We start from the raw sequence: 22,588 nt of genomic DNA, 5'->3' as shown, positions 1-22,588 counted from the left end.
GCAACAAGAGGTCCACAAGGCCTCGGCGCCGTCTCGGGTCGGTCGCTCCCTCGTCGCCAGGAAGGACGTCCCTTGACCGCCGAACTGATCTCCCCGCCCTCCACCCGGAGCGGCACCTCCTGGTCCGCACGCGCCTCTCGGCGGCGCCGCGAGCAACTCCTCGGCCGCGCGCCGGCCGCGGACTCGCCCGTGCAGCACCTGTGGGCGTCCCTCGTCGACGTGCTCGGCGCGATCGACGGTCCGTCCACGGCCCTCCTCTCCACGGCGAGCGGCGACCCAGTGGCGGTGCACGGCCTCGCCGGGTCCGATGTGGCACGGGTCGCTCGCCAGGACCGGGCGGTGTTCGGGGCGCGCGTGCCCACACCCCGGAGCGACGGGCCGGCGCCGGTGGAGACGGTCGAGCTGACGCTGGGCCTGCGTCACACCGTGATCGCGTCCGTGCCGGCGAAGGCGGGCGACGGCCACCTGCTCTCCGTGACCGCGCAGGGCGTCAGCATCCAGGTGCTGGAGGCGTGGACGCGCCGTCTCGCCGAGGACATCCGCGCGGCGCTCTCAGTCGCGGCCTGACAACCCGTCCAGCAGCTCGTCGGCGGCGGCGTACGGATCCAGGTCCCCGCGCGAGACCCGCTCGGCCAGCGCGTCGAGGCCCGGCCCCGTCCCAGCGCTCCCCCAGCGCTCCTGCAGCGAGGCGACGGCGACCGCCTCGACCTCTCCCCGCGCCCGGAGCGTGCGCCGGCGCGTGAGCTCGCCGGACTCCGCCAGCCAGGCCGCGTGCCGGTCCAGCTCCTCCAGCAGCTCGTCGATGCCCTCCCCCGTGCTCGCCACGGTCTGCAGCACGGGTGGGCGCCACGCGCCGTCGCGACGCTCGCCCATGCCGAGCATCGTGCGAAGCTCGCGCCTGGTCCGGTCCGCGCCCTCGCGGTCGGACTTGTTCACGGCGTAGACGTCGCCGATCTCGAGGATCCCGGCCTTGGCCGCCTGGATGCCGTCGCCCATGCCGGGCGCGAGCAGCACCAGCGTCGTGTCGGCCAGGCCCGCGACCTCGACCTCGCTCTGGCCCACCCCGACCGTCTCCACGATCACCACGTCGCAGCCGGCCGCGTCGAGCACGCGCACCGCGTGCGGGGTCGACCAGGCGAGTCCGCCGAGGTGCCCGCGGGCGCCCATCGAGCGGATGAAGACCTCCCGGTCCAGGGCGTGGTCGCCCATCCGTACGCGGTCGCCGAGCAGCGCACCCCCGGAGAACGGGGACGACGGATCGATCGCCAGCACCCCGACGCGCCTGCCCGCGCGACGCATGCCGGCGACGAGGGCGCTCGTCGACGTCGACTTGCCGACGCCCGGGGCGCCGGTGATGCCGAGCACGTGCGCGCGCCCGGCGGTGCCGCCGAGCGCGGCCATCACCTCCCGCAGCAGCGGTGAGGCGTCCTCCACGAGGGTGATCAGCCGGGCCACGGCAGCCGGATCACCCTCACGGGCGCGGGCGACGAGGTCGGGGACCGCCTGGGTCCTCCTCACGCAGGACTCACGCAGAGGGGACGCGGATGATCAGGGCGTCGCCCTGGCCGCCGCCGCCGCAGAGCGCAGCCGCACCGACGCCGCCGCCACGCCGTCCGAGCTCCAGCGCGAGGTGCAGCACGATGCGGGCACCGGACATGCCGACCGGGTGGCCGAGGGCGATCGCCCCACCGTTGACGTTGACCCTGTCCTGCTCCACACCGAGCTGGCGGGCCGACTCGATGCCGACGGCGGCGAAGGCCTCGTTGAGCTCGAAGAGGTCGATGTCGGAGACGGCGATGCCCTCCTTCTCGGCCGCCTTGGCGATGGCGTTGGCGGGCTGCAGCTGGAGCGAGGAGTCGGGGCCGGCGACCTGGCCGGAGGCGCCGATCTCGGCGATCCAGCGCAGGCCGAGCTCCTCGGCCTTGGCCTTGCTCATCACGACCACGGCGCAGGCGCCGTCGGAGATCTGCGAGGCGGACCCGGCGGTGATGCTGCCGTCCTTGGCCACCGGCCGCAGGCCGGCGAGGGACTCGGTGGTGGTGTCGCCGCGCACGCCCTCGTCCTCGGCGACGGTGATCTCGCCCTTGCGGGTCGCGATGGTCACCGGGACGACCTCGTCGTCGAAGACGCCGTTCTTCCAGGCCAGAGCCGCACGCTGGTGCGACTGCGCCGAGAACGCGTCCTGCTCCTCGCGGGTGAGGTTGGCGCCGGCGGCGTTGCAGCCGTCGGTCAGGTTGATCATCGCCTGGTGGGTGAACTGGTCGTAGAGCGCGTCGTAGGCCATCGAGTCGACCAGCGAGGTGTCGCCGTACTTGAAGCCCTCGCGGCTCTTCGGCAGCAGGTGCGGGGCCTGGGTCATCGACTCCATGCCGCCGGCGACGACGATCTCGTGCTCGCCCGCGCGGATGAGCTGGTCGGCCATCGCGATCGCGTTGAGGCCCGACAGGCACACCTTGTTGATCGTGATCGAGGGGACGTCCATCGGGATGCCACCCTTGACCGCTGCCTGGCGCGCGGTGATCTGGCCGGCGCCGGCCTGGATGACCTGGCCCATGATCACGTAGTCGACCTGCTCGCCGGCGACGCCGGCCTTCTCGAGCGCGCCCTTGATGGCGACGCCGCCGAGGTCGGCGGCCGACTGGTCCTTGAGGCCGCCGAGCAGGCGGCCGATCGGGGTGCGGGCCCCGGCGACGATCACGGATCCGGTCATGGCATTCCTCCAGGCGTTGCGAGTCAGGGCGGCAGGTGCCGTCGGTTCGGACGATACCCACCGCTCCCGTCGCTCCGGGAGGGGGTTAGCGGGCATTCACCGTGAGGCACACGTCACACCCCCTCGCGGCCCGCCGCGGCGGAGTGCACGATGTGCCCATGAGCACCCCCGACCTCCCGGACGACGTCCGACACCTGTTCACGGCCATCGACCACGTCGGCATCGCCGTGCCCGACCTCGAGGAGGCGATGGCGTTCTACCGCGACGCGTACGGCATGCGGGTCCTCCACGAGGAGGTCAACGAGGAGCAGGGCGTGCGGGAGGCGATGGTCGGCGTCGGCGACTCCGGCTCGTGCATCCAGCTCCTGGCCCCCCTCACGCCCGAGTCCACCATCGCGAAGTTCCTCGACCGCAACGGGCAGGGCATCCAGCAGCTCGCCTTCCGCGTCGACGACGTGGAGCAGGTCGCGGCCGTGCTGCGCGAGCGAGGCCTGCGCCTGCTCTACGACGCCCCGAAGCGCGGCACCTCGGACAGCCGGGTCAACTTCATCCACCCCAAGGACGCCGGCGGCGTGCTGGTCGAGCTGGTGGAGCCCGGCGCACCGCACTGAGCAGCGCCCGACCCGGTCACGGCACGAGGTAGTCGCTGTCCCGCGCGTCGGTGATCAGCATGTGGCCCGGCGCATGCGCGATCGCGAGTGGCGGTCGTGACTCCATGACCGCTGCCTGCGGGGTCACCCCGCACGCCCAGAACACCGGCACCTCCCCGGGGCGTACGTCGACCGGGTCGCCGAAGTCGGGGCGGGCGAGGTCGGCGATGCCCAGTGCGGCCGGGTCGCCCACGTGCACGGGCGCGCCGTGCACCGCGGGGTAGCGAGAGGTGATGCGTACGGCGTCGGCGACCTGCGCGGCGGGCATCGGCCGCATCGACACCACGAGCGGCCCGCCGATCGCCCCCGCCGGCCGGCAGCGGCGGCTGGTGACGTACATCGGCACGTTGACCCCCTGCTCCACGTGCCGCACCGGCACGCCGCCCTCGACCAGCGCGGACTCGAAGGTGAAGCTGCAGCCGACGAGGAACGACACCAGGTCGTCGCGCCACCACCCGGAGACGTCGGTGGTCTCCTCGGCGAGCTCGCCGTCGACGTAGACGCGGTAGGCGGGGAGGTCGGTGCGGACGTCTCCGTCGAGCAGCGGCCCGGACACCTCGCCCGCCTCGAGGACGTCGAGGACGGGGCACGGCTTGGGGTTGCGCTGGGCGTAGACCAGGAAGTCGAGCGCGAGGTCGCGCGGCAGCACCATCAGGTTGGCCTGGGTCCACCCGCGGCTCCAGCCGGCCGTCGGCGTCACCAGTCCCTCGCGGAACAGCTGCCGCGCGGCGCGCGGCGCGAGCCCGGCCCGGTCGGGGGACGGGTCGCGGGAGTGGTCGTGGGGGTGGTCGTCGGTCGTGTGCGCAGTCATGGGGCCTCCACCCATCGGAAGCGCACGGGGTCCCCCGGGCGCAGCTGTGCGGCGCGGTCGACGTCGGCGTCGACGACGACCGCCACCACCGGATAGCCGCCGGTCACGGGATGGTCGGCGAGGAACAGCACGGGCTCCCCACTGGGCGGCACCTGCACCGCTCCGCGCCAGGCCCCCTCGCTGGGCAGCTGCTGGTCGCGGGCCGGGTGCAGGGTCTGCCCGCCGAGGCGCATGCCGACCCGGTTGCTGCGCTCGGTCACCGACCAGGTGCTCGCCACGAGCGCGTCGACGTCCTCGACCCAGCCGTCGCGCGGTCCGCGCACGGCACGCAGGACCACCTCGCCGGTGAGGTCGGGTGCGGTGACGGAGTCGACCTCGGGGAACCGCTTGCCCGGCGTGCCGACCGGCAGCACGTCACCGGCCGCGAGCGGGGCGGGACCCAGCCCGGAGAGGACGTCGCTGGCGCGGGACCCGAGGACCTCGTCGGCGGCCACGCCGCCACGTACGCCCAGGTAGGACCGGAGGCCCGCGCTCGGGCGGTCCAGCACCAGCCGGGAGCCCGGCTCCGCGAAGAACACCGCGTGCGAGCCGACGTCGCGCCCGTCGACGCGCACCGCGCCGGGCGCGCCGGTGACGCAGCACCACAGGCCCTCGTCGAGCACCTCGACGTCCAGGCCGCCGAAGGTGACCTCGACGGCCGCGGCGTCGTCGGGGTTGGCCAGGGCGCGGTTGAGCTGCCGGAGGGCGCCCCGGTCGGCCGCGCCCGAGCGTCCGACGCCCACGCCGGACAGCCCGCGGCGCCCGAGGTCCTGCACCAGCGCCAGCGGACCCGTCGCGTGGACGCGCAGCGCCCGGGTCACGACGCCACGTCCACGAAGCGGACGCGCACGCCCGGCGACAGCAGGGCCGCCGGGTCGCGGTCGAGGTCCCACAGCGTGGCATCGGTGCGGCCGATGAGCTGCCACCCGCCGGGCGAGGCGCGCGGGTAGATGCCGGAGTACTCCCCCGCCAGTCCGACCGCACCGGCCGGCACCCGGGTCCTGGACTCCGCGCGGCGGGGCACGTGGAGGCGCTCGTCCTCGCCGAGCAGGTAGCCGAACCCGGGGGCGAAGCCACCGAAGGCGACCCGCCACGTCTGGCCGGTGTGGGCGGCGACGACCTCGGCGACCGTGAGGCCGGTCAGGTCCGCGACGTCGGCGAGGTCCTCCCCGTCGTAGGTCACCGGGACCTCTACCAGGGGGCTGTCGTCCCGGCCCGAGGCGTCCGGCTCCGGCGAGACGTCCGCCAGCACCTGTCGCAGGTCCGAGACCGCGAAGCCGTCGCTCGCCACGGCGAGGACCGTGCGCGCGGCGGGGACGATCTCGCCGACCGCGCCCGCGTCACGGGCGCGCAGCGCGGCGGCGTACGCCACTGCCTCCGCCGTCGACCCGAGCTCGACCAGCACCGCCCGGTCGCCGTAGGGCAGCAGCTCGACCCGGGAAGGCGTCATGCGAACGCCTCGAGGTCGACGCCCTGCGCGGCGAGGGCGTCGCGGACCGCTGCCGCCATCGCGACGGCGCCGGGGCTGTCGCCGTGGACGCAGACCGAGTCGGCCTCCACCCGGACGGTCGAGCCGTCGACGGCGACGAGGGTGCCGTCGGTGACCAGGCGCACGACCCGGGCCGCCACCTCGTCGGGGTCGGCGAGCACGGACCCGGGCTCCGTACGCGCCACGAGCGTCCCCTCGGGGGTGTAGGCGCGGTCGGCGAACGCCTCGCGGACCGGACGCAACCCGGCCTCCTCCGCCGCCGCGAGGAGCCGCGACCCGGGGAGCCCGAGCACGGGCAGCGAGGGGTCGTACGCCCGCACCGCCGCCACCACCGCCCGCGCCTGCGCGTCGTGGTGCACAGTCGCGTTGTAGAGGGCGCCGTGCGGTTTGACGTAGGCGACGCGGGTCCCCGCCACGCGGGCGAGCGCCTCGAGGGCACCGATCTGGTAGGTGACGTCGTCCGCGAGCTCGACGGGGTCGTAGTCGACGAAACGGCGCCCGAAGCCGGCGAGGTCGCGGTAGCCCACCTGCGCCCCCACGACCACGCCGTGCCGGACCGCGGTCTCGCAGCAGCGTCGCAGGGTCGAGGCGTCGCCGGCGTGGAACCCGCAGGCGACGTTGGCGCTGGTGACGACCTGCAGCACCCGCTCGTCGTCGCCGAGCTCCCATCGGCCGAACGACTCGCCGACGTCGCTGTTGAGGTCGATCCGCGGGCCGCTCACAGGTCACCCAGCAGCAGCAGCGCGTTGTAGCCGAGGTAGAGCGTGAGCAGCCAGGCGATCGCGCCGACGGCCAGCAACCACCCCGGGTAGCGGTAGCCGTGGAGCAGGTCGCGACGGCGCCAGGCCACCCACAGCAGCACACCGAAGCCGATCGGGAGGATGAGCCCGTTGAAGGTGCCGGCGAAGATCAGCAGCTGGGTGGGTGCCTGCTCGATGATCAGGTAGACCACCGCGCAGAAGGCGATGAAGGCGACCGTGATGAGGCTGCGGGTGCGCTCTGCCGTCGCCGACGTCGTCACGAACGAGACCGACGTGTACGCCGCGCCGATGACCGACGTGAGCGCGGCCGACCAGAGGATGACGCCGAAGACGCGCAGGCCGGCCTCGCCCGCCGCGGCGCTGAAGGCGGCGCCCGCGGGGCCACCCACCGCGTCCTGCGAGAGCACCGCCCCGCCGGCGACGACGCCCAGGATCGCGAGGAAGAGCAGGATGCGCATCAGTCCGGTCACGAGGATGGACACGATCGAGCTGCGGGTGATGTCCCCGACGTGCTGGGGACCGGTCAGTCCGGAGTCGAGGAGGCGGTGGGCGCCGGCGTAGGTGATGTAGCCACCGACCGTGCCGCCGATGATCGTGGTGGTGGCGACGAAGTCGAACGTGTCCGGAGCAACCACGCTGACCAGCGCTTCCCCGACCGGCGGCGAGGACGTGACGGCGATCGCCAGGGTGGCCACGATCATGAGCAGACCGAGCAGCACCACGATCCGGTCGAGCGCGACCCCGGCCCGGCGGCTCAGGAAGATCCCCACCGCGATGGCGGCCGACACCGCGCCACCGATGCGGGGGTCGAGGCCCAGCATCGCGTTCACGCCGAGGCCGGCGCCGGCGATGTTGCCGATGTTGAAGACCACGCCACCGAGGAAGACGAGGCCGGCGAGCAGGAAGCCGACGCCCGGCAGCACGGCGTTGCCGAGCTGGTGGGCACGGAGGCCGGAGACGCCGATGACGCGCCAGACGTTCATCTGCACGGCGATGTCGACCACGATGGAGATCGCGATGGCGCAGGCGAAGGCCGCGCCGAGGGTGATCGTGAAGTTGGCCGTCTGGGTGATGAAGCCGGGTCCGATGGCGCTCGTCGCCATCAGGAACACGGCGCCCATCACGGCCGTACGGCTGAACCCGGACGCCTGGGCGGGCTGCTGTCCGGCGGGCTGGTCTCCGGCGGGCTTCCCGGCGGGCTTCCCGGCGGGGGTGTCGGCTGGTGTGTGCTGGGTCATACTGGGACACTAAGGATTGTTCAACAATTCTTCAATACCCCACTTCTAAATTCATCCGCTACGCTCCGGCACATGGGTACCACCGACCCCGTGAGCCCCACGAGTGACGGCCGCAGCGCACTCGACGCCGTGCTCGAGGGGGTCCTCGCCGCCCGTCGGTCGGAACGCACGGTGATGAGCACCTCCGCTGACCGCGCCGCCCGCGTGGTGCGCGAGCAGGTCGTCGAGGGCCACCTCCGGTCCGGCACGCGCCTCCCGGAGGAGCGTCTCGCCAGCGCCCTCGGCGTCTCCCGCAACACCCTGCGCGAGGCCCTCAGCCAGCTGGTCGCCGAGCGGATCCTGGTGCGCGAGCCCAACCGGGGCGTCGTCGTGGCCACGCCGGAGGTCGAGGACGTCGAGGACGTCTACCGCGTACGCCGGCTCGTCGAGACCGCCGCCCTCGCGCGCGGCACCGGCCACACCCCCGAGCGCATCGCGGCGGTCGCCGCGGCCGTGACCGAGGGGCGCGAGGCGGGCGCGCGCGGCGACTGGGACGCGGTCGCGTCGGCCAACCAGCACTTCCACCGGGCCGTCGTGTCGCTGGCGGCAAGCCCCCGCCTCGACGCCCAGATGGACCTGCTCCTCGCCGAGATGCGCCTGTTCTTCCACGCGATGGGCGCACCCGAGCGCTTCCACCAGCCCTACCTGGAGGAGAACGCCGCCATCGCCGCGCTGCTCACCTCGGGCGACCGGCAGGGGGCAGCGGACCGGCTCGACGCCTACCTGGCTCGCGCCGAGGACCAGCTCGTGGCCGCCTTCCGCGACCGCGGCTGACCCCTCCACGGACCCGCCACGGAATCGCCCCGGACCTGTGCGCGGGCCCGCTGGATCGATCCAACGAGCCGCGGGCCGCGGCATAGGTCACACTCGGGTGACACGGCATATACCCGTCGGTACGTTTCACGCACCCGAGCCCCGACGCCCCCGATGCCCCAGGAGCCAGCACGTGCAGAACATCCTCGAAGCGATCCAGTCCGGCAGCGCCACCTCGGAGGACTTCGCGAGCCTTGAGCTCCCCGAGTCCTACCGCGCGACCTTCGTCAAGAAGGACGAGGTGGACATGTTCGAGGGCCTCACCGCCAAGGAGAAGGACCCCCGCAAGTCCCTCCACGTCGACGAGGTCGCGCTGCCCGAGCTCGGCCCGGGCGAGGCGTTCGTGGCCGTGATGGCCTCCGCCATCAACTACAACACCGTGTGGACCTCGATCTTCGAGCCGGTCTCCACCTTCGGCTTCCTCGAGCGCTACGGCCGCAACAGCGAGCTGACCAAGCGCCACGACCTGCCCTACCACGTCGTCGGCTCCGACCTGTCCGGCGTGGTGCTCAAGACCGGCCCCGGCGTGACGAGGTGGAAGCCCGGCGACCGCGTCGTGGCGCACTGCCTCTCGGTCGAGCTCGAGGGCCCCGACGGCCACAACGACACGATGCTCGACACCGAGCAGCGGATCTGGGGCTTCGAGACCAACTTCGGCGGCCTGGCCGACGTGGCGATGGTCAAGGCCAACCAGCTGATGCCCAAGCCCGAGCACCTCACGTGGGAGGAGGCCGCCTCCCCCGGCCTCGTCAACTGCACGGCCTACCGCCAGCTCGTCTCCAAGAACGGCGGCGACATGAAGCAGGGCGACAACGTCCTGATCTGGGGCGCGTCCGGCGGCCTCGGCGGCTTCGCGACGCAGTACGCCCTCAACGGTGGCGCGACCCCCGTCTGCGTGGTGTCCAACGAGGAGAAGGCCGCCATCGCCCGCAGCATGGGCGCGGAGCTGATCATCAACCGCTCCGAGGAGGGCTACAAGTTCTGGAACGACGAGGGCACCCAGCAGGACCCCAAGGAGTGGAAGCGCTTCGGGGCGCGCATCCGTGAGCTCACCGGCGGCGAGGACATCGACATCGTCTTCGAGCACCCCGGCCGCGAGACCTTCGGCGCCTCGGTGTTCGTCACCCGCAAGGGCGGCACCATCACCACCTGCGCGTCGACCTCGGGCTACATGCACGAGTACGACAACCGCTACCTGTGGATGAACCTCAAGCGCATCATCTCCAGCCACTTCGCGAACTACCGCGAGTCGTGGGAGGCCAACCGTCTCATCGCCAAGGGCAAGATCCACCCGACCCTGTCGAGGACCTACACGCTCGACGAGGTCGGCCAGGCCTCGCTCGACGTCCACCAGAACGCCCACCAGGGCAAGGTCGGCGTCCTGTGCCTCGCGCCCGAGGAGGGCCTCGGCGTCCTCGACCGCGAGATGCGCGCCCAGCACGAGGACGCGATCAACCGCTTCCGCGGCGTCTGAGCGAGGGTTCCACCCGCGCCTGAGATCTTTCACACCCCGGTTCGCCCGACTCCGACGGGAGTCGCCCGCGAGCCGGGGTGTGTCAATTGGTGCGCATCGGACAGACTGGCACCGACGCAGTCCGTACGACGTGAGAGTGGGTGCCGCAGCATGGCTTCCGACCAGGGCCTGTCCATCTTCGACGAGCCGGAGTCCGGCGACGACGCGACGAGCGCCGATGCCGCGGAGGAGACGCAGGTGCTGCCGGTGACCCCGAAGGACCAACCGGCTCCCGCGGCGTCGAAGCCCGCGCCAGACAAGCCCGCGGCGTCGAAGCCCGCTGCCGGGAAGGTGGCCGCTGCCGAGCCCACCGCCGGCAAGCCCTCTGCCGGGCCGGTGGAGCCCGAGCCCGAGCCGACCGTCAAGGCCCCGGTCATCTCGCCGCGAGCGCAGCAGGCAGCCCCGACGCCTGCCCCGACCCCGGCCCCAGCGGCACGCCCGGTCGCCCAGCGCCCGACCACCCCCGCGCCCCCGGCCGCCCCGGCCGCTGCCCCCCTACCGGTCGTGCGCCGCGGCGGCTACGACAAGGCGGCGGTCGACCAGCGCGTCCACCAGCTCCAGTCCGAGAAGGCCGGACTGGCCGGCAGCCTGGCCAGCAGCGAGCAGCGCGTCATCGAGCTCGAGGACGAGCTGGAGCGGCTGCGTGCCGAGGCCGCCGAGAACGCCAACCCGACGTACGCCGGGCTCGGCGGTCGCGCGACGTCCATGCTCAAGATGGCCGAGGACGAGGCCGCCGACGTACGCGCCGCGGCGCGCCGCGAGGCCGGCGAGATCCGTGCCCAGGCCGAGCGCGACGCCCACAGCATCCGCGCCGACGCCGCCCGCGAGGCCGACGACATGCGGATGGTGCAGCTCAAGGAGCTCGACGAGATGCGCGCGCGGATGCGCGCCGACGCCGAGACCGAGCGCAACCTGGCCAAGGCCGAGGCCGAGGACCTGCTCGCCGCCGCGCGCCGCGAGTCCGACCAGCTCCGCCTGGCCGCGCAGCAGGAGACCAACGAGATGCGGGTGACCGCGACCCGCGAGGCCGAGCAGGCCCGTGCGGCCGCCGACCGCGAGGTCCAGGAGGCGCGGCGCACCCTCGCGGTGGAGAAGGAGCGCCTGACGCGGGAGGCCGCGGAGCACCACAGCAACGCCACCGCGGAGACCCAGCGCCTCGTCGCCGAGGCCGAGGCACGCGCCACGGCCGCCGAGCAGCGGGCGCGCGAGGCGACCACACAGGCCAACACCCACCGCCAGCAGGCGCAGTCGGAGTCCGAGGGCCTCCTCGCCCGGGCCCGCCGCGAGGCCGAGCAGATCGTCGCGTCGGCGCGCACCCAGGCCGACTCGATCGGGGCGACGCGCGTCGCCGAGGCCGAGCGGGAGCTCACCAACATCCAGGCCGAGGTCGACCGTGCCGCCAAGCGACGTGACGCCATCACCGCCCAGCTCGGCGCCCTGCGCGACGTCGTCGCCGGCTTCGACGAGGACGAGTCCTGAGCTGGCGCGACCGGCTCCGCGGGGCCGTGGCCTCCGGTGCCTCCGGCGACGACCGGTCCGGTGACACCGGGACCACCAGCACGACGGCGGCCCTGCGCGACGCCGCCGGGACCCCCGACCACCTCCCCGCCGACATCCCGCAGGCGCTCGAGGAGGTCGTCGAGCAGGTCACCGGCGACGCCGACCGGGCCGAGGCGGCGGCCGAGTCCGCGGAGGAGTCGGCGCGATCGGCCGCCGTCATCGCCGAGCAGATCGACGATGCCACCGACCTCGTGGTCGACGAGGCCGCCCCGGCACCGTACGTGCCGACCGAGCCGGCACCCGCACCCCTGCTGCTGCGCCACTCCCCCTTCAACATCGGGTTCTTCGGCGCCCTGGGCGCACTGATCGCGATCTTCCTGAGCCAGCAGCTGCTGAGCATCTCCTCGGTGCTGATCCTGCTGGTGATGTCGATGTTCCTCGCGGTCGGCCTCAACCCGGTCGTGGAGTCCTTCATGCGCCGCGGCATGCGTCGCGGGCTCGCCGTGCTCCTCGTCCTCGTCGTCGTGATCGGCGTGCTCTCGCTCTTCGTCGTCGCCATCGCCCCGGTGATCAGCGACCAGATCGCCGCCATCACCCGCAACGCCCCCGGTTGGCTCGACGACCTCCAGAGCAACGCGCAGGTGCAGAGCCTCGACGACAAGTTCGACGTCATCGCCAAGGCCCGCGACTACATCGAGAACGGCGACTTCGGGCAGAAGGTCTTCGGCGGGGCGCTGGGCGTCGGCCTCCGGGTGCTGTCGGCGTTGGCCAACAGCTTCATCGTGGTCGTGCTGATGATCTACTTCCTCGCCTCGCTGCCGAGCATCAAGCACGCCGCCTACTCCCTCGCCCCCGCCTCGAAGCGGCCCCGGGTCAGCGACCTGGGCGACAAGATCATCCGCTCCACGGGCGCCTACGTCGCCGGTGCGTTCCTCGTCGCCCTGTGCGCCGGGGTGAGCACGCTGGTGTTCTCGTTCATCGTCGGGCTCGGCGACTACGCCTTCGCCCTCGCCTTCGTCGTGGGACTGTTCTCGCTCATCCCGGTCGTCGGCGCGTTCGTCTCCGGGGCACTCATGACGCTCCTCGCCCTGACGGTCTCTCCGACCGTCGCCCTCGTGGCGCTGGTCTACTACATCGCCTACCAGCAGGTGGAGTCCTACCTCATCTACCCGCGCATCATGAAGAAGTCGGTGGACATCCCGGGGTCGGTCACCGTGGTCGCGGCACTCGTGGGCGGCTCGCTGCTCGGGATCATCGGCGCCCTGCTCGCCGTACCGGTCGCAGCAGCCCTGCTGCTGTTGCACCGCGAGGTGTTCCTCAAGCGACAGGACGCCCGCTGAACGACCCCTCCGCGGGCTCGAGCCCGGGCCCGGCCACGGGCACGGGCTCGACCACGAGCGGCGCGCGACCCTCGCCCAGCTTCACCACGACCACGCCGGCGAGCACGAGCAGCCCGCCGGCCAGCTGGACCGGTCGCGGCAGCTCGCCGAGGAGGGCCCACGTCCACAGGACGGCCGCGAGCACCTCGCCCAGGGCGACGAACGACGCCAGCCGGCTGCCCAGCCGGCGGCCCGCCGCGATCCCGGTGACGTAGGCGACGGCCGCCGTCACGAGGCCGAGCGCGAGGACCGCGACCCACCACGGCACCGCGAACCCGTCGTAGACGGCGTCGTCGGTGGACCAGTCGAGGGGCAGCACGCCGGTGCCGCCGGCCACCGCCAGGGCGGTGGCTCCCACCACCAGGCCGCCGGCCGCGAGGCTGATGCCGGGAAGGCCGTTGCTCTCGTCGGCGGAGATCACGAAGTAGGTCGCCGCGCCCACCATCGCGCCGAGTGCCCAGAGCACGCCGGCCGTGCTGAGCTCGACGCCCGGCACCACGTCGAGCACCAGCGTGAGCCCGCCCAGTGCGAGCAGCCCACCCAGCGCCGTGAGTCCTGAGGGACGATGGCCGTGCCGCAGCCAGAGCCACACCACGACGGCGACGGGTGCGGTGTACTCCAGCAGCAGCGCGACGCTGACCTGCATGTAGGTCACGGCGTAGAAGTAGCACAGCTGGGCGCCCGCGACGGCTGCGACGCCGTAGACGGCGACCAGCCCGGCGTTGTCGCGCAGCAGGTGCCAGCGGCCGCGGAGCGCCAGCGCACCCGGGGCCGCGAGGACGGCTGCCGCGAGGAGCACCCGTACGGTCACCGCCGCACCGGCACTCCAGCCCGTGTCGAGCAGCCCGCGGGCGAGGGCACCGGACAGTCCGAACGACGTCGCAGAGGCCACCGCCAGCGCCAGGCCCGCGGCGGTCCGTGACGAACGGGTGTCATGATTCAAAAGCGTCACGGTCATGACATTAGGCGTCGCTGATGTAATGTGTCAACATGCTTTTCACGGATGACACCGACGCCGCGCTGCAGGCCGCGGTCGCCCTCGTCAACTCCACCGACGAGCCCGGCGACCCGCTCGGCTCGGTCGACGACCTGTCAGCCTTCCTCGCCACCTGGTCCTACACCGGTCGCCACGACGCCACCCCGCAGGAGCTCGAGGCCGTACGCCGGCTCCGCCCGTCGCTGAAGGCGTTGCTGCTGGCCGAGCGCGACGAGGCCGCCCAGATGGTCAACGCGATGCTCGCGCGGGCCAGGGCGCTCCCCCAGCTCCAGCGCCACGACCAGTGGGACTGGCACCTGCACGCCGTCGACCCCTACCGCCCGCTGGACGAGCGCGTCGTGGTGGAGACCGCGATGGCGATGGTCGACGTGATCCGCGCCGACGAGATGTCACGGCTCGCGCGGTGCGCAGCCGACGACTGCGACGACGTGGTGCTCGACCTCTCGCGCAACCGCTCGCGCCGTTACTGCTCGACCACCTGCGGCAACCGCGAGGCCGTCGCTGCCTACCGCGCCCGCCAGCGGGCCTGACCCGCACGCACCCGCCGCTCAGGCCAGGAAGCGTCGCACCACCTCGAGGAAGACCTCCGGCTGCTCCGAGTGCACCCAGTGGCCGGCGTCCTTGATGAGGACCCGCCGGTTGCGCGGGAACCTGCGGTCCATCTCGACCGCGTGCTCGTCGGAGATGTAGTCGGAGCGGGCGCCGCCGACCCACAGCACCGGGCCGTGGTAGGTCGCGTCGCCGACCTGGTCGCCGGGCCAGCCCACGAGGTCGGGCATGTGCTCCCCCAGCAGGTCGAGGTTGACCTGCCAGTGCCAGCCGTCGTCCCCGCGGCGCAGGTTCTGCAGGAGGAAGCTGCGCACCACCCGGTTCGGCACCGCGTCGTGCAGCGCGGCCTCGGCCTGGTCGCGCCGCTCCAGCGACGCGAGGTCGAGGGACCGCATGGTGTCGATGTAACCGACGAACTCGCGCCCGCTCTCGTACGCCACGGGGGCGACGTCGACGACGGCGAGCCGCTCGACGAGGTGGGGATGCCGCAGGGCCAGGCACATCGCGATCTTGCCGCCCATGGAGTGGCCGACGAGGGCGACGGGCTCGTCGCCCAGCTCAGCTGCGACCAGGTCGGCCAGCTCGAGGTAGTCGAAGGTCTCGGTCCACGGCGACCGGCCGTGGTTGGGCATGTCGAGGAGCAGCACGCGGTGGTCGGCGCTGAGCGCCTTGCCTGCCTGCGTCCAGTTCTTGCCCTGGCCGAAGAGTCCGTGGCAGAAGACGACGCGCTGCCCGGACTCGCCGAGCTCGGTGCGGTGCAGGCTCACGGCACCATCCTCCCGCAGCCCGACGGACCGGCGCACGTGGGACCGCCGGCGCTCAGAAGTCGAAGCCGTCGAACAGGTCGCCGATGCCGTCGCCGATCCCGCCGAACATGTCACCGATGCCCTCGCCGATCGCCCCGATGCCCTCACCAAGGCCGTCGAAGCCACCACCGAAGAGCATTCCCATGAACATCCAGTCCATCGGACCGAAGCCACCGAAGTAGCCCTGGGCGTAGGGCTGGTAGGCGCGGCCGCCCTGCCAGTAGGGCACCCGGCGCGAACCCACCATGACCTTGCGGATGTCGGGCTCGGCCCCGGCCCGCACTCGCTCCACGTCGAGCGCGCACGCGGGCACCTCGCGCGCCGTGCCGCCCGGCGGCGTCCACGGGACGTCGGCGACGGACAGGCCGTGGCGCGGGTCGAAGAAGCACGGCGGTCGGCGCTGCGGCAGCGGTTCGCCCGCCACCCGGGCGCGGACGCACGCCATCGCGTAACGACCGTCCTCGAGGATCTCGGTGACGTGCTTGACGTCCTCGGGCCTCGTCAGGGCCGCCGCCGCGGTCTTCGCCGACTCGTAGGAGTCGAGGGCCCGCTGGTAGTCGGCGTTGGCACCCGCGTCGAGGGGCTCGCCGGCCAGCTCGATGTCGAGGTCCTGGAGCTCGACGCCGAGGGCGGTGACGTCCTCCTCGGCGAGCTTCTTCACGGGGGCGACCTCGGCCTCGACGCGGGCCAGCTCACGCTTCTTGCCCGACTTCCCGGCAGCCACCGCGACCGCCGTCAGCCCGCCGAGGACGACCAGCACGAGGACGAGTTCCATGGCCCCAGAGTACGCAGCGACGGCAAGCAGCACAGCGGCGCGGAGGCGAGCCAGAGGCGGCGCAGGCAGGGGCTGCGACCTGCGAGAGCAGGCCGCCCATCGACCCCCGACGATGTGCGGCCTGCTCCGACAGGCGGCCGGTCGGCTGCGGGACCATCCCCTCGTGCAGTCCCGTCGCCCCGGCGTACGAGAAGCATCCCGCGGGACGGCGCGGCCCAGCATCCGTAGTCCTACGTATCTCTGGAGCCGTGGAGCGATAGGTTCGGGGTGTGCTGTCTCCCTGTCTCGGTCGTGACGACGTACGTCGCGCGTTGCACGAGGCGCTCGAGGAGTCCCGCTGGGTGAGCGTCGTCGGCCCGCCCGGCAGCGGCAAGACCCTGCTGGTGCGCCACGTCGCCGCGGAGACGGCTGCCACCTCGACCGACGGGTCGGCGGGTGCGGCCCTCGCCTGGGTGGACGCGCGCACGCTCCACAGCCTCGACGACGTGCTGGCGGCCGCGCTCGAGGGTCTCGGGTCCGAGACGGCGCCCGGCGACTCCCTCGTCGGGGCGGTCGGCCGCGCCCTCGACGGACGCGACTGCCTCCTCGTCCTCGACGGGCTGGACCTCGACGCCACGGGCGCCGGGCCGGTGCTCCAGACGATGCTGGAGAGCACCACGGACGCCCGCGTCGTGGTGACCGCGCTGACCACGGCTGGCGAGCCGCTCGAGACCGTCGTGCGCGTCGGGCCGCTCCCGGTGCCGGCCCAGCGGGCGCCGCTGGAGGGGCCCGCGGTCGACCTGTTCCTGCGCCGCATCCGCGCTGCGGGCGGTCAGCAGGTCGACCTCGCCGTGCAGGCCCACGAGGTCCGCCGCCTGCTGGGCGCGACCGGCGGCCTGCCGCTGCTGATCGAGCAGGTGGCGGTGCAGTCCGCGCTCGTCGGGCTGGCCAACGCGATGTCGACGGTCAGCCTCGACCAGGCGGTCGACTCCGCGCACGACCTGCTCGACGAGGCGAGCGCGACCGCGCTGCGCCGCATCGGCCTGCTGGACTTCCGGATCGGCCTCGGGGTGCTCGCCCGGGTGCTGGACGTCCCGGCGTCCGAGGCGGCCGAGATCGCGGGCAACCTCGTGCGCCGGAGCCTCCTCGAGGTCGACGGCCGGGGCCAGTTCGACATGCTCTCCCCGATCCGCGGCCGGGCACGCGCGCTGGCGCGACCGGAGGACCGCGAGGCCGTCGCCTCGGGCCTGCTGACGTGGGCGCAGGCCCACGCGCCGGCCCACGACAACTACGGCGCCGCCGACGCCGAGTGGCTGCGCGACCTGCCCGCGATGCGCCACGCGGTGTTGACCGCCTGCGCCGACCCGGCGACGCGGGCCGAGGGCTACTCCGTGGCCAATCGCATCTTCTCCTCGCTCTACACCTCGATGCGCGCCCGCGAGGCCGTCGAGATCCTCGAGGGCGCGCTCGCCTTCGGGGACGGCCCGCCCACCCTCGGCGCACAGATCGCGCGACGCGCCGGGATTGCCGCGTCGGAGATGCGTGGCACCTACGAGGGACTCTGGCTGCTCGACCGCGCCGACCAGCACGCCTCGTCGGCACCGTGCCCCGAGGAGCAGCTCGCCAAGACCGCCTCGATCCGCGCCGAGATGCACCTCGACGCGGGCGACCTCGCCAGCGCGGAGGCAGAGGCCAGGCGCGCGCTCAGCCTCGACCCCGAGGGTTCGATCAGCCGACAGGCCACCCGCACGCTCGCCGACGTGTACGCCTCGCAGGGCCGCTTCGCCGAGGCCACGCAGGCGGCGGCCGACGCCATGCCTGCCCGCACCACGGGTGACGAGCGCTGGATCGACCTCTCGCTCCGGACCGTCCTCGCCCGCATCGCGCTCGAGCAGGGGCGCACCGCAGAGGCCATCGCCGGCACGCGGGCCGTGGTGGTGGAGGCGCGCGACCTGGCCGAGGACCGCGTCGGCCTGCTTGCCGAGACGCTCCTGCGGGCCCTCGACCCCACCTACGAGCCGACGGAGGTCGTGCGGGAGACCCTCCCGTGGGCCGTACGCCTCCCGGTGCTGGCCCAGGACGGCCGCGACCTGCTGCTGAGGGGCGAGTCCCGGCAGGCGGCCGGGCTCGCCGCCGACGTCGTCGCCCTCGCCGACTCCGCGCGGCTCGGCCGCGACGGCGTCGAGGCACGCCTCCTGCTCGGGCGCGCGCTGCTCGACCTCGGCGACCTCGACCAGGCGACGACGACCTACCTGACCGCGCTGGAGCACTGCCGCTCGATGCGGCTCCCGCTCCGGGCCGCCGACGTCCTCGACGGCCTCGCCGCGGTGGCGCGGGCGCGCGAGCTGCCGGAGGCACGATCGCTCGCCGCGGCCGCCTTCGCCCTCCGTACGCCACGGATGGCCGTGCGCTGGGGCTACTCCGCCGTCGACGACATCGTCCCGGCGAGCCGGCCGCCGGAGGGCTGGATCGAGGGGAGCGACCTCTCCGCGAGAGCCGTCCCGCTCGTCACCGCGGTGTTCCACCGCCCCACCTCCGCGCAGCCGTCCGTCCTCGACGCGCTCACCGCGGCCGAGCGCCAGGTCGCCGAGCGGGTGGCGCACGGGCTCACCAGCCGGCAGATCGCCGAGGAGCTCTTCGTCTCCCCTCGCACGGTGGACGCGCATCTCACCCACATCTACCGCAAGCTGGACATCAACACGCGTGCCCGTCTGGCCGCGCTGGTCGTCGACAGCCGCTGACGGCGGCTTCGCCCCCCGCGGCCGGGCGGGGCGGGCGCGGAGCCCGTGCCAACTCACCAGTTGGCGGACCAACTCGTCAGTTGGCGACTTGGGGGGCCTTCCGGCCCCTCGCAGCCCACCCGAGTCGCCAACCGGCGGGTAGCGAGGCTGTCGGTGGGGCACGGCACGATGGGGTCCATGAGCCGGACGATCCAGGTCACCTTCGACGCCCACGATCCCGAGGCGCTCTCGCGCTTCTGGGCCGACGCAATGGGCTACGTCGTCCCACCCCCGCCCGGGCGCGAGGTCGCGCCGGGACAGGACCCGTTCGAGGCATGGCACGCCTTCCTCGCCGAGGTCGGCGTGCCGGAGTCGGAGTGGGGCTCCGCGTCCGCCGCCGAGGACCCCGATGGCGACGGTCCGCGACTGTTCTTCCAGCGGGTGCCCGAGGGCAAGACCGCGAAGAACCGGGTGCACCTCGACCTCCGCACGGCCCCCGGGCTCGAGGGCGAGGAGCGGATGGCCGCGCTCGAGGCGGAGGCCGTACGCCTCGTCGCCCTGGGTGCGACCCGCGTCGAGCGGCACGAACCGGCGCCGCCGATGACCGCCGGTCACATCTGGATGGCCGACCCGGAGGGCAACGAGTTCTGCCTCGATTGACCAGCGCCGACCGAGGAACGAGGTCGGCGCGTGCGGTCAATCGGGTTGAGCAAGCGCAGCGGACGAGCCCGCGAGGACGCGAGGCGCGTCGAAACCGTGCCAGCGCCGACCGAGGAACGAGGTCGGCGCGTGCGCGTCTGTCGACGCCTCAGCGTCATACGAATCCGCGCGTGTCAGGCCCTGTCGAGTCTCAGGACATCGGTAACACATATGTCTCAGGACATCTGTGTTACCGATGTCTTGAGACATCACACGCACCCATGAGTTCCGGTTCGTATGACGCACGCCCAGGGGGCGGCTCCGCCAGTGACGCCCGGGCTCAGCGCGCGCTGTAGTCCCGGAAGCCGCGGCCGGTCTTGCGACCGAGGTAGCCCGCGGTGACCAGGTGCTCCAGCAGCGGGGCGGGCGCGAAACCGGGCTCACGGAACTCGAGGTAGAGCTCGCGCTGGATGGCCAGCGACACGTCGTTGCCGACGACGTCGAGCAGTTCGAACGGGCCCATCGGCAGCGCACAGCCCTGCTTCATCGCGGTGTCGATGTCGTCGGCGGTGGCGTAGTGCGCCTCGAGCATCTTGACCGCGTCGTTGAGGTAGGGGAACAGCAGCGCGTTGACGATGAAGCCGGAGCGGTCGCCGCACTTCACGGCCACCTTGCCGACCTGGTCGCACAGCGCCAGCACCGTCTCGGTGACGGCCTCGTCGGTGGCGACCGTCGAGACGACCTCGACGAGCTTCATGATCGCCGCCGGGTTGAAGAAGTGCATGCCGATGACGTCCTGCGGGCGCTTGGTCACCCGGGCCATCGAGATGATCGGCAGCGACGACGTCGTGGTGGCCAGGATGGCGCCGGCCCCTCCTCGACCACCCGTGCAGATCTCGTCGAGGTTCTCGAAGAGCGTCGTCTTGATCGCGAGGTCCTCGGCGATGGCCTCGACGACGATGTCGACGTCCTTGAGGTCGTCGAGCGACGTGGTGCCGCGGACGCGCCCCAGCACCTCGGACTTCTGCTCCTCGGTCGCGCGACCGCGCTGGATCTGCTTGTCGAAGTTCTTCGTGATGGTCGCGACCACGCCGTCGACCTTGTCCTGGCCGCGGCCCGTGAACAGCACGTCGTAGCCCGCCTTCGCGAAGACCTCGACGATCCCCGAGGCCATCGTGCCGGTGCCGACGACGCCGACGAGCCTGATGTCGTGCTGCAGCCGGGGCTTGTCATCCGCGCTCGGCGTGTGCGCGTCCGCGACGACGACGGGGCTGTCGGGCGCCTCGTAGGTGTAGAAGCCGCGACCCGACTTGCGGCCCAGCAGCCCCGCGGTGACGTACTGCTTGAGGATCGGCGCCGGCGCGTGGAGGCGGTCGCGGCCCTGCTTGTACATCGTGTCGAGGATCTCGTAGGCCGTGTCGAGCCCGATCAGGTCGAGCAGCGCCAGCGGACCCATCGGGTAGCCGCAGCCGAAGCGCATCGCGGCGTCGATGTCCTCGCGCGAGGCGTACTTGCCCTCGTACATCGCGACCGCGTGGTTGAGGTAGCCGAAGAGCAGCGTGTTGGCGATGAAGCCGGCCTTGTCGCCGCAGACGACCGGGTTCTTGCCGAGGCTGCGCAGCAGCTCCTGCACGTCGGCGAGCACGTCGGGCTCGGTGACGACGGTGCGGATGATCTCGACGAGGTTCTGCACGGGTGCGGGGTTGAAGAAGTGGACCCCCACGACCCGGCCGGGCTTCGCGTTGGCGGTCGAGATCTCGGTGACGCTCAGCGAGGAGGTGTTGGTGGCGAGCACCGCATCGGGGCGGACGATGTCGTCCAGCGCCCGGAAGATCGACTTCTTGACCTCGAGGGACTCCACGACGGCCTCGACGACGAGGTCCGCTCCGGCCAGCTCCTTCATGTCGGTGGTCAGTGTGATCCGGCCGAGCAGCTCGTCTGCCTGCTCCTGGGTCAGCTTCTCACGCTTCACCGCCCGGCCCGTCGAGTGCTCGAGGTGCTGGCGGCCCCGCTCGAGGCCCGTGTCGTTCTGCTCGACGCCGACGACGGTGAAGCCGTTGCGCGCGAAGACCTCGGCGATGCCGGCGCCCATGGTGCCGAGGCCGATCACGCCGACGGTGGTGAACTCACGAGTAGCCGTCTCAGTCATGGACGCATGCTCCCATGCCGCCCGCGGATCACGGATGTGGGAAGCGTCACTCCGCCGGAGCCGCCGCCGGGCGTACGACGCGCACCTCGTCGCCCGGGCGGACCAGGCCGGGGCGCACCACCCTGGCGCACAGCCCGCGCAGCCGCCGGGGCTTGCCCTCGGGGCCGTTGACGAAGGTCATCGCGTCCTTGCCGAAGCGCGCGATGAACTTGCCGCACCCGTTGTGCGGCTGGTCGGTCACGACGATCACGGCGCCCTCCGGGCCGCCGATGTGGAGCTCGCTCCACGCCGGGAGGTGGTCGTGGGACAGGTCGAGGTCGAGGAACATCTGGTCACCGGCCAGCTGCTCGCGCTCCGGGTCCTGCGCGAGGAACTCCACGAGGCGGTGGTTCATCAGGTTGAGCTGCATGTCGGGGTGCGCCGAGCCGTCCGGCGTACGCCTGCTCCCCCGCGCTGCCCACGTGTCCCCGACCAGGCCTTCGGCGACGTCGAGGTGGCCGACCTCGAGCACCTCGCGCTCGCCCGGCGCCGGGCGGCGTACGACCGCGCGCAGCGTCCCGACCTCGCGCGGGGACGCGTCGAGCTCGGGCAGCAGTGCCGTGAGCTCGGCGACCGTGCGGTGCGAGCGGAGCACCCGGCGCACCAGCACGCGACCGGTCTCCTCGCGCCGCGTCATGAGCGGGCCCGGCAGCGGCTCGTCGGCCAGCACCTCGGTGAATCCCAGCGCACCGAGCGCGGTGGCCTCCGGACCGGCGTAGGGACGGGCGGTGAGCTGCCCGTGCCCGCGCGCGGAGAGGCGCTCGCACACTGCCTCGACCAGCGCGCGGCGGGTGCTTCCGTGCAGGTCGGCACCGACGACGAGGTCTGCGAGGTGGGCGTGCCCGTCGAGGAGCTCCACCCGCGCGTGGCCGACCGGTGGGTCACCCGCGACCATCACGAACCCAGCCGTGGCGGGATGGTCGGCGAGGTCGAGGTGCGCGAGGTCTCGCTGGCGCGCGGGACGTACTGCGGTGGCGGTCACGGGGTCACTGT

At 72.9% G+C, this 22,588-nt stretch carries 21 protein-coding genes; 9 read left to right on the top strand and 12 right to left on the bottom strand.

What is annotated here, in order from left to right; genetic code table 11:
- Window positions 1-72: 72 nt before the first annotated feature.
- A complete protein-coding gene (locus EXE59_RS13775) occupies window positions 73-567 on the top strand; it encodes a hypothetical protein (protein ID WP_135839417.1) in 495 nt (164 codons plus the stop codon).
- Here EXE59_RS13775 and meaB read toward each other — a convergent pair.
- Complete coding sequence (gene meaB, locus EXE59_RS13770; RefSeq protein ID WP_135839416.1) at window positions 553-1,518, bottom strand: methylmalonyl Co-A mutase-associated GTPase MeaB; 966 nt, start codon at window positions 1,516-1,518, stop codon at window positions 553-555. The genes EXE59_RS13775 and meaB overlap by 15 nt on opposite strands.
- A gap of 7 nt (window positions 1,519-1,525) precedes the next feature.
- The gene (locus EXE59_RS13765) at window positions 1,526-2,710 is read right to left on the bottom strand and encodes an acetyl-CoA C-acetyltransferase (protein ID WP_135839415.1); all 1,185 of its coding nucleotides are present in this window, start codon (window positions 2,708-2,710) and stop codon (window positions 1,526-1,528) included.
- A gap of 158 nt (window positions 2,711-2,868) precedes the next feature.
- On the opposite strand from EXE59_RS13765, the gene mce reads away from it, so the two are divergent.
- Window positions 2,869-3,321, top strand: a complete 453-nt coding sequence (mce, locus tag EXE59_RS13760; protein WP_135839414.1) for a methylmalonyl-CoA epimerase — start codon at window positions 2,869-2,871, stop codon at window positions 3,319-3,321.
- Between the two features lie 16 nt (window positions 3,322-3,337).
- On the opposite strand, the gene EXE59_RS13755 is transcribed toward mce, so the two are convergent.
- The 5 genes from EXE59_RS13755 to EXE59_RS13735 are packed head-to-tail and all read right to left on the bottom strand — an operon-like array spanning window position 3,338 to window position 7,698.
- Entirely contained in the window at window positions 3,338-4,171 is an 834-nt protein-coding gene (locus EXE59_RS13755) for a putative hydro-lyase (RefSeq protein ID WP_135839413.1), read from the bottom strand.
- Window positions 4,168-5,031 (bottom strand): 5-oxoprolinase subunit C family protein, encoded by an 864-nt coding sequence (locus EXE59_RS13750; protein ID WP_210428994.1) that lies wholly within the window; start codon window positions 5,029-5,031, stop codon window positions 4,168-4,170. The genes EXE59_RS13755 and EXE59_RS13750 overlap by 4 nt, the downstream gene beginning before the upstream one ends.
- A complete protein-coding gene (locus tag EXE59_RS13745; RefSeq protein ID WP_135839412.1) occupies window positions 5,028-5,660 on the bottom strand; it encodes a 5-oxoprolinase subunit B family protein in 633 nt (210 codons plus the stop codon). Before EXE59_RS13745 ends, EXE59_RS13750 begins: the two co-directional genes overlap by 4 nt.
- Complete coding sequence (locus EXE59_RS13740; protein ID WP_135839411.1) at window positions 5,657-6,421, bottom strand: LamB/YcsF family protein; 765 nt, start codon at window positions 6,419-6,421, stop codon at window positions 5,657-5,659. Before EXE59_RS13740 ends, EXE59_RS13745 begins: the two co-directional genes overlap by 4 nt.
- Complete coding sequence (locus tag EXE59_RS13735; RefSeq protein WP_135839410.1) at window positions 6,418-7,698, bottom strand: NRAMP family divalent metal transporter; 1,281 nt, start codon at window positions 7,696-7,698, stop codon at window positions 6,418-6,420. The genes EXE59_RS13740 and EXE59_RS13735 overlap by 4 nt, the downstream gene beginning before the upstream one ends.
- Window positions 7,699-7,770: 72 nt before the next feature.
- On the opposite strand from EXE59_RS13735, the gene EXE59_RS13730 reads away from it, so the two are divergent.
- From EXE59_RS13730 to EXE59_RS13715, 4 genes are all read left to right on the top strand, one after another.
- The gene (locus EXE59_RS13730; RefSeq protein ID WP_246056782.1) at window positions 7,771-8,511 is read left to right on the top strand and encodes a GntR family transcriptional regulator; all 741 of its coding nucleotides are present in this window, start codon (window positions 7,771-7,773) and stop codon (window positions 8,509-8,511) included.
- 172 nt (window positions 8,512-8,683) lie between these two features.
- Window positions 8,684-10,024, top strand: a complete 1,341-nt coding sequence (gene ccrA / locus EXE59_RS13725; protein ID WP_135839409.1) for a crotonyl-CoA carboxylase/reductase — start codon at window positions 8,684-8,686, stop codon at window positions 10,022-10,024.
- Between the two features lie 150 nt (window positions 10,025-10,174).
- A complete protein-coding gene (locus EXE59_RS24850; protein ID WP_135839408.1) occupies window positions 10,175-11,542 on the top strand; it encodes a coiled-coil domain-containing protein in 1,368 nt (455 codons plus the stop codon).
- A gap of 26 nt (window positions 11,543-11,568) precedes the next feature.
- Window positions 11,569-12,903: an AI-2E family transporter gene (locus tag EXE59_RS13715; RefSeq protein ID WP_168218511.1), complete on the top strand. Its 1,335-nt coding sequence runs from the start codon at window positions 11,569-11,571 to the stop codon at window positions 12,901-12,903.
- Here the strand turns inward: EXE59_RS13715 and EXE59_RS13710 are convergent.
- A complete protein-coding gene (locus EXE59_RS13710; RefSeq protein WP_135839406.1) occupies window positions 12,881-13,900 on the bottom strand; it encodes an EamA family transporter in 1,020 nt (339 codons plus the stop codon). The genes EXE59_RS13715 and EXE59_RS13710 overlap by 23 nt on opposite strands.
- 32 nt (window positions 13,901-13,932) lie before the next feature.
- On the opposite strand from EXE59_RS13710, the gene EXE59_RS13705 reads away from it, so the two are divergent.
- Complete coding sequence (locus tag EXE59_RS13705) at window positions 13,933-14,469, top strand: CGNR zinc finger domain-containing protein (protein WP_135839405.1); 537 nt, start codon at window positions 13,933-13,935, stop codon at window positions 14,467-14,469.
- Window positions 14,470-14,487: 18 nt separating this feature from the next.
- On the opposite strand, the gene EXE59_RS13700 is transcribed toward EXE59_RS13705, so the two are convergent.
- Together EXE59_RS13700 and EXE59_RS13695 are read right to left on the bottom strand one after the other, a co-directional pair.
- Window positions 14,488-15,255 (bottom strand): alpha/beta fold hydrolase, encoded by a 768-nt coding sequence (locus EXE59_RS13700; RefSeq protein WP_135839404.1) that lies wholly within the window; start codon window positions 15,253-15,255, stop codon window positions 14,488-14,490.
- 52 nt (window positions 15,256-15,307) lie between these two features.
- Entirely contained in the window at window positions 15,308-16,069 is a 762-nt protein-coding gene (locus EXE59_RS13695) for a hypothetical protein (protein ID WP_135839403.1), read from the bottom strand.
- Between the two features lie 269 nt (window positions 16,070-16,338).
- Here EXE59_RS13695 and EXE59_RS13690 point away from each other — a divergent pair, with 269 nt between their 5' ends.
- Window positions 16,339-18,789 (top strand): LuxR C-terminal-related transcriptional regulator, encoded by a 2,451-nt coding sequence (locus tag EXE59_RS13690; protein ID WP_135839402.1) that lies wholly within the window; start codon window positions 16,339-16,341, stop codon window positions 18,787-18,789.
- 177 nt (window positions 18,790-18,966) lie between these two features.
- The gene (locus tag EXE59_RS13685) at window positions 18,967-19,428 is read left to right on the top strand and encodes a VOC family protein (RefSeq protein WP_135839401.1); all 462 of its coding nucleotides are present in this window, start codon (window positions 18,967-18,969) and stop codon (window positions 19,426-19,428) included.
- A gap of 319 nt (window positions 19,429-19,747) precedes the next feature.
- Here the strand turns inward: EXE59_RS13685 and EXE59_RS13680 are convergent, their stop codons facing one another.
- Together EXE59_RS13680 and EXE59_RS24175 are read right to left on the bottom strand one after the other, a co-directional pair.
- Window positions 19,748-21,556 carry a 3-hydroxyacyl-CoA dehydrogenase family protein gene (locus EXE59_RS13680; protein WP_135839400.1) on the bottom strand — a complete coding sequence of 603 codons (1,809 nt, stop codon included), beginning with the start codon at window positions 21,554-21,556 and terminating at the stop codon, window positions 19,748-19,750.
- Window positions 21,557-21,602: 46 nt separating this feature from the next.
- Window positions 21,603-22,577 (bottom strand): MOSC domain-containing protein, encoded by a 975-nt coding sequence (locus EXE59_RS24175; protein ID WP_210428993.1) that lies wholly within the window; start codon window positions 22,575-22,577, stop codon window positions 21,603-21,605.
- Between the last annotated feature and the right edge of the window lie 11 nt (window positions 22,578-22,588).

Origin of the sequence: Nocardioides eburneiflavus (genome assembly GCF_004785795.1) — a bacterium.
Lineage (GTDB): Bacteria > Actinomycetota > Actinomycetes > Propionibacteriales > Nocardioidaceae > Nocardioides > Nocardioides eburneiflavus.
This window is presented reverse-complemented; position numbering and strand designations above follow the sequence as displayed.

Bases quoted from the DNA above. Each gene is read 5' to 3' on its own strand.
- EXE59_RS13765 (WP_135839415.1), bottom strand. From the start codon at position 2,710: ATGACCGGATCCGTGATCGTCGCCGGGGCCCGCACCCCGATCGGCCGC.
- mce (WP_135839414.1), top strand. From the start codon at position 2,869: ATGAGCACCCCCGACCTCCCGGACGACGTCCGACACCTGTTCACGGCC.
- EXE59_RS13755 (WP_135839413.1), bottom strand. From the start codon at position 4,171: ATGACTGCGCACACGACCGACGACCACCCCCACGACCACTCCCGCGAC.
- EXE59_RS13745 (WP_135839412.1), bottom strand. From the start codon at position 5,660: ATGACGCCTTCCCGGGTCGAGCTGCTGCCCTACGGCGACCGGGCGGTG.
- EXE59_RS13735 (WP_135839410.1), bottom strand. From the start codon at position 7,698: ATGACCCAGCACACACCAGCCGACACCCCCGCCGGGAAGCCCGCCGGG.
- EXE59_RS13730 (WP_246056782.1), top strand. From the start codon at position 7,771: ATGGGTACCACCGACCCCGTGAGCCCCACGAGTGACGGCCGCAGCGCA.
- EXE59_RS24850 (WP_135839408.1), top strand. From the start codon at position 10,175: ATGGCTTCCGACCAGGGCCTGTCCATCTTCGACGAGCCGGAGTCCGGC.
- EXE59_RS13710 (WP_135839406.1), bottom strand. From the start codon at position 13,900: ATGACCGTGACGCTTTTGAATCATGACACCCGTTCGTCACGGACCGCC.
- EXE59_RS13705 (WP_135839405.1), top strand. From the start codon at position 13,933: ATGCTTTTCACGGATGACACCGACGCCGCGCTGCAGGCCGCGGTCGCC.
- EXE59_RS13695 (WP_135839403.1), bottom strand. From the start codon at position 16,069: ATGGAACTCGTCCTCGTGCTGGTCGTCCTCGGCGGGCTGACGGCGGTC.
- EXE59_RS13685 (WP_135839401.1), top strand. From the start codon at position 18,967: ATGAGCCGGACGATCCAGGTCACCTTCGACGCCCACGATCCCGAGGCG.
- EXE59_RS13680 (WP_135839400.1), bottom strand. From the start codon at position 21,556: ATGACTGAGACGGCTACTCGTGAGTTCACCACCGTCGGCGTGATCGGC.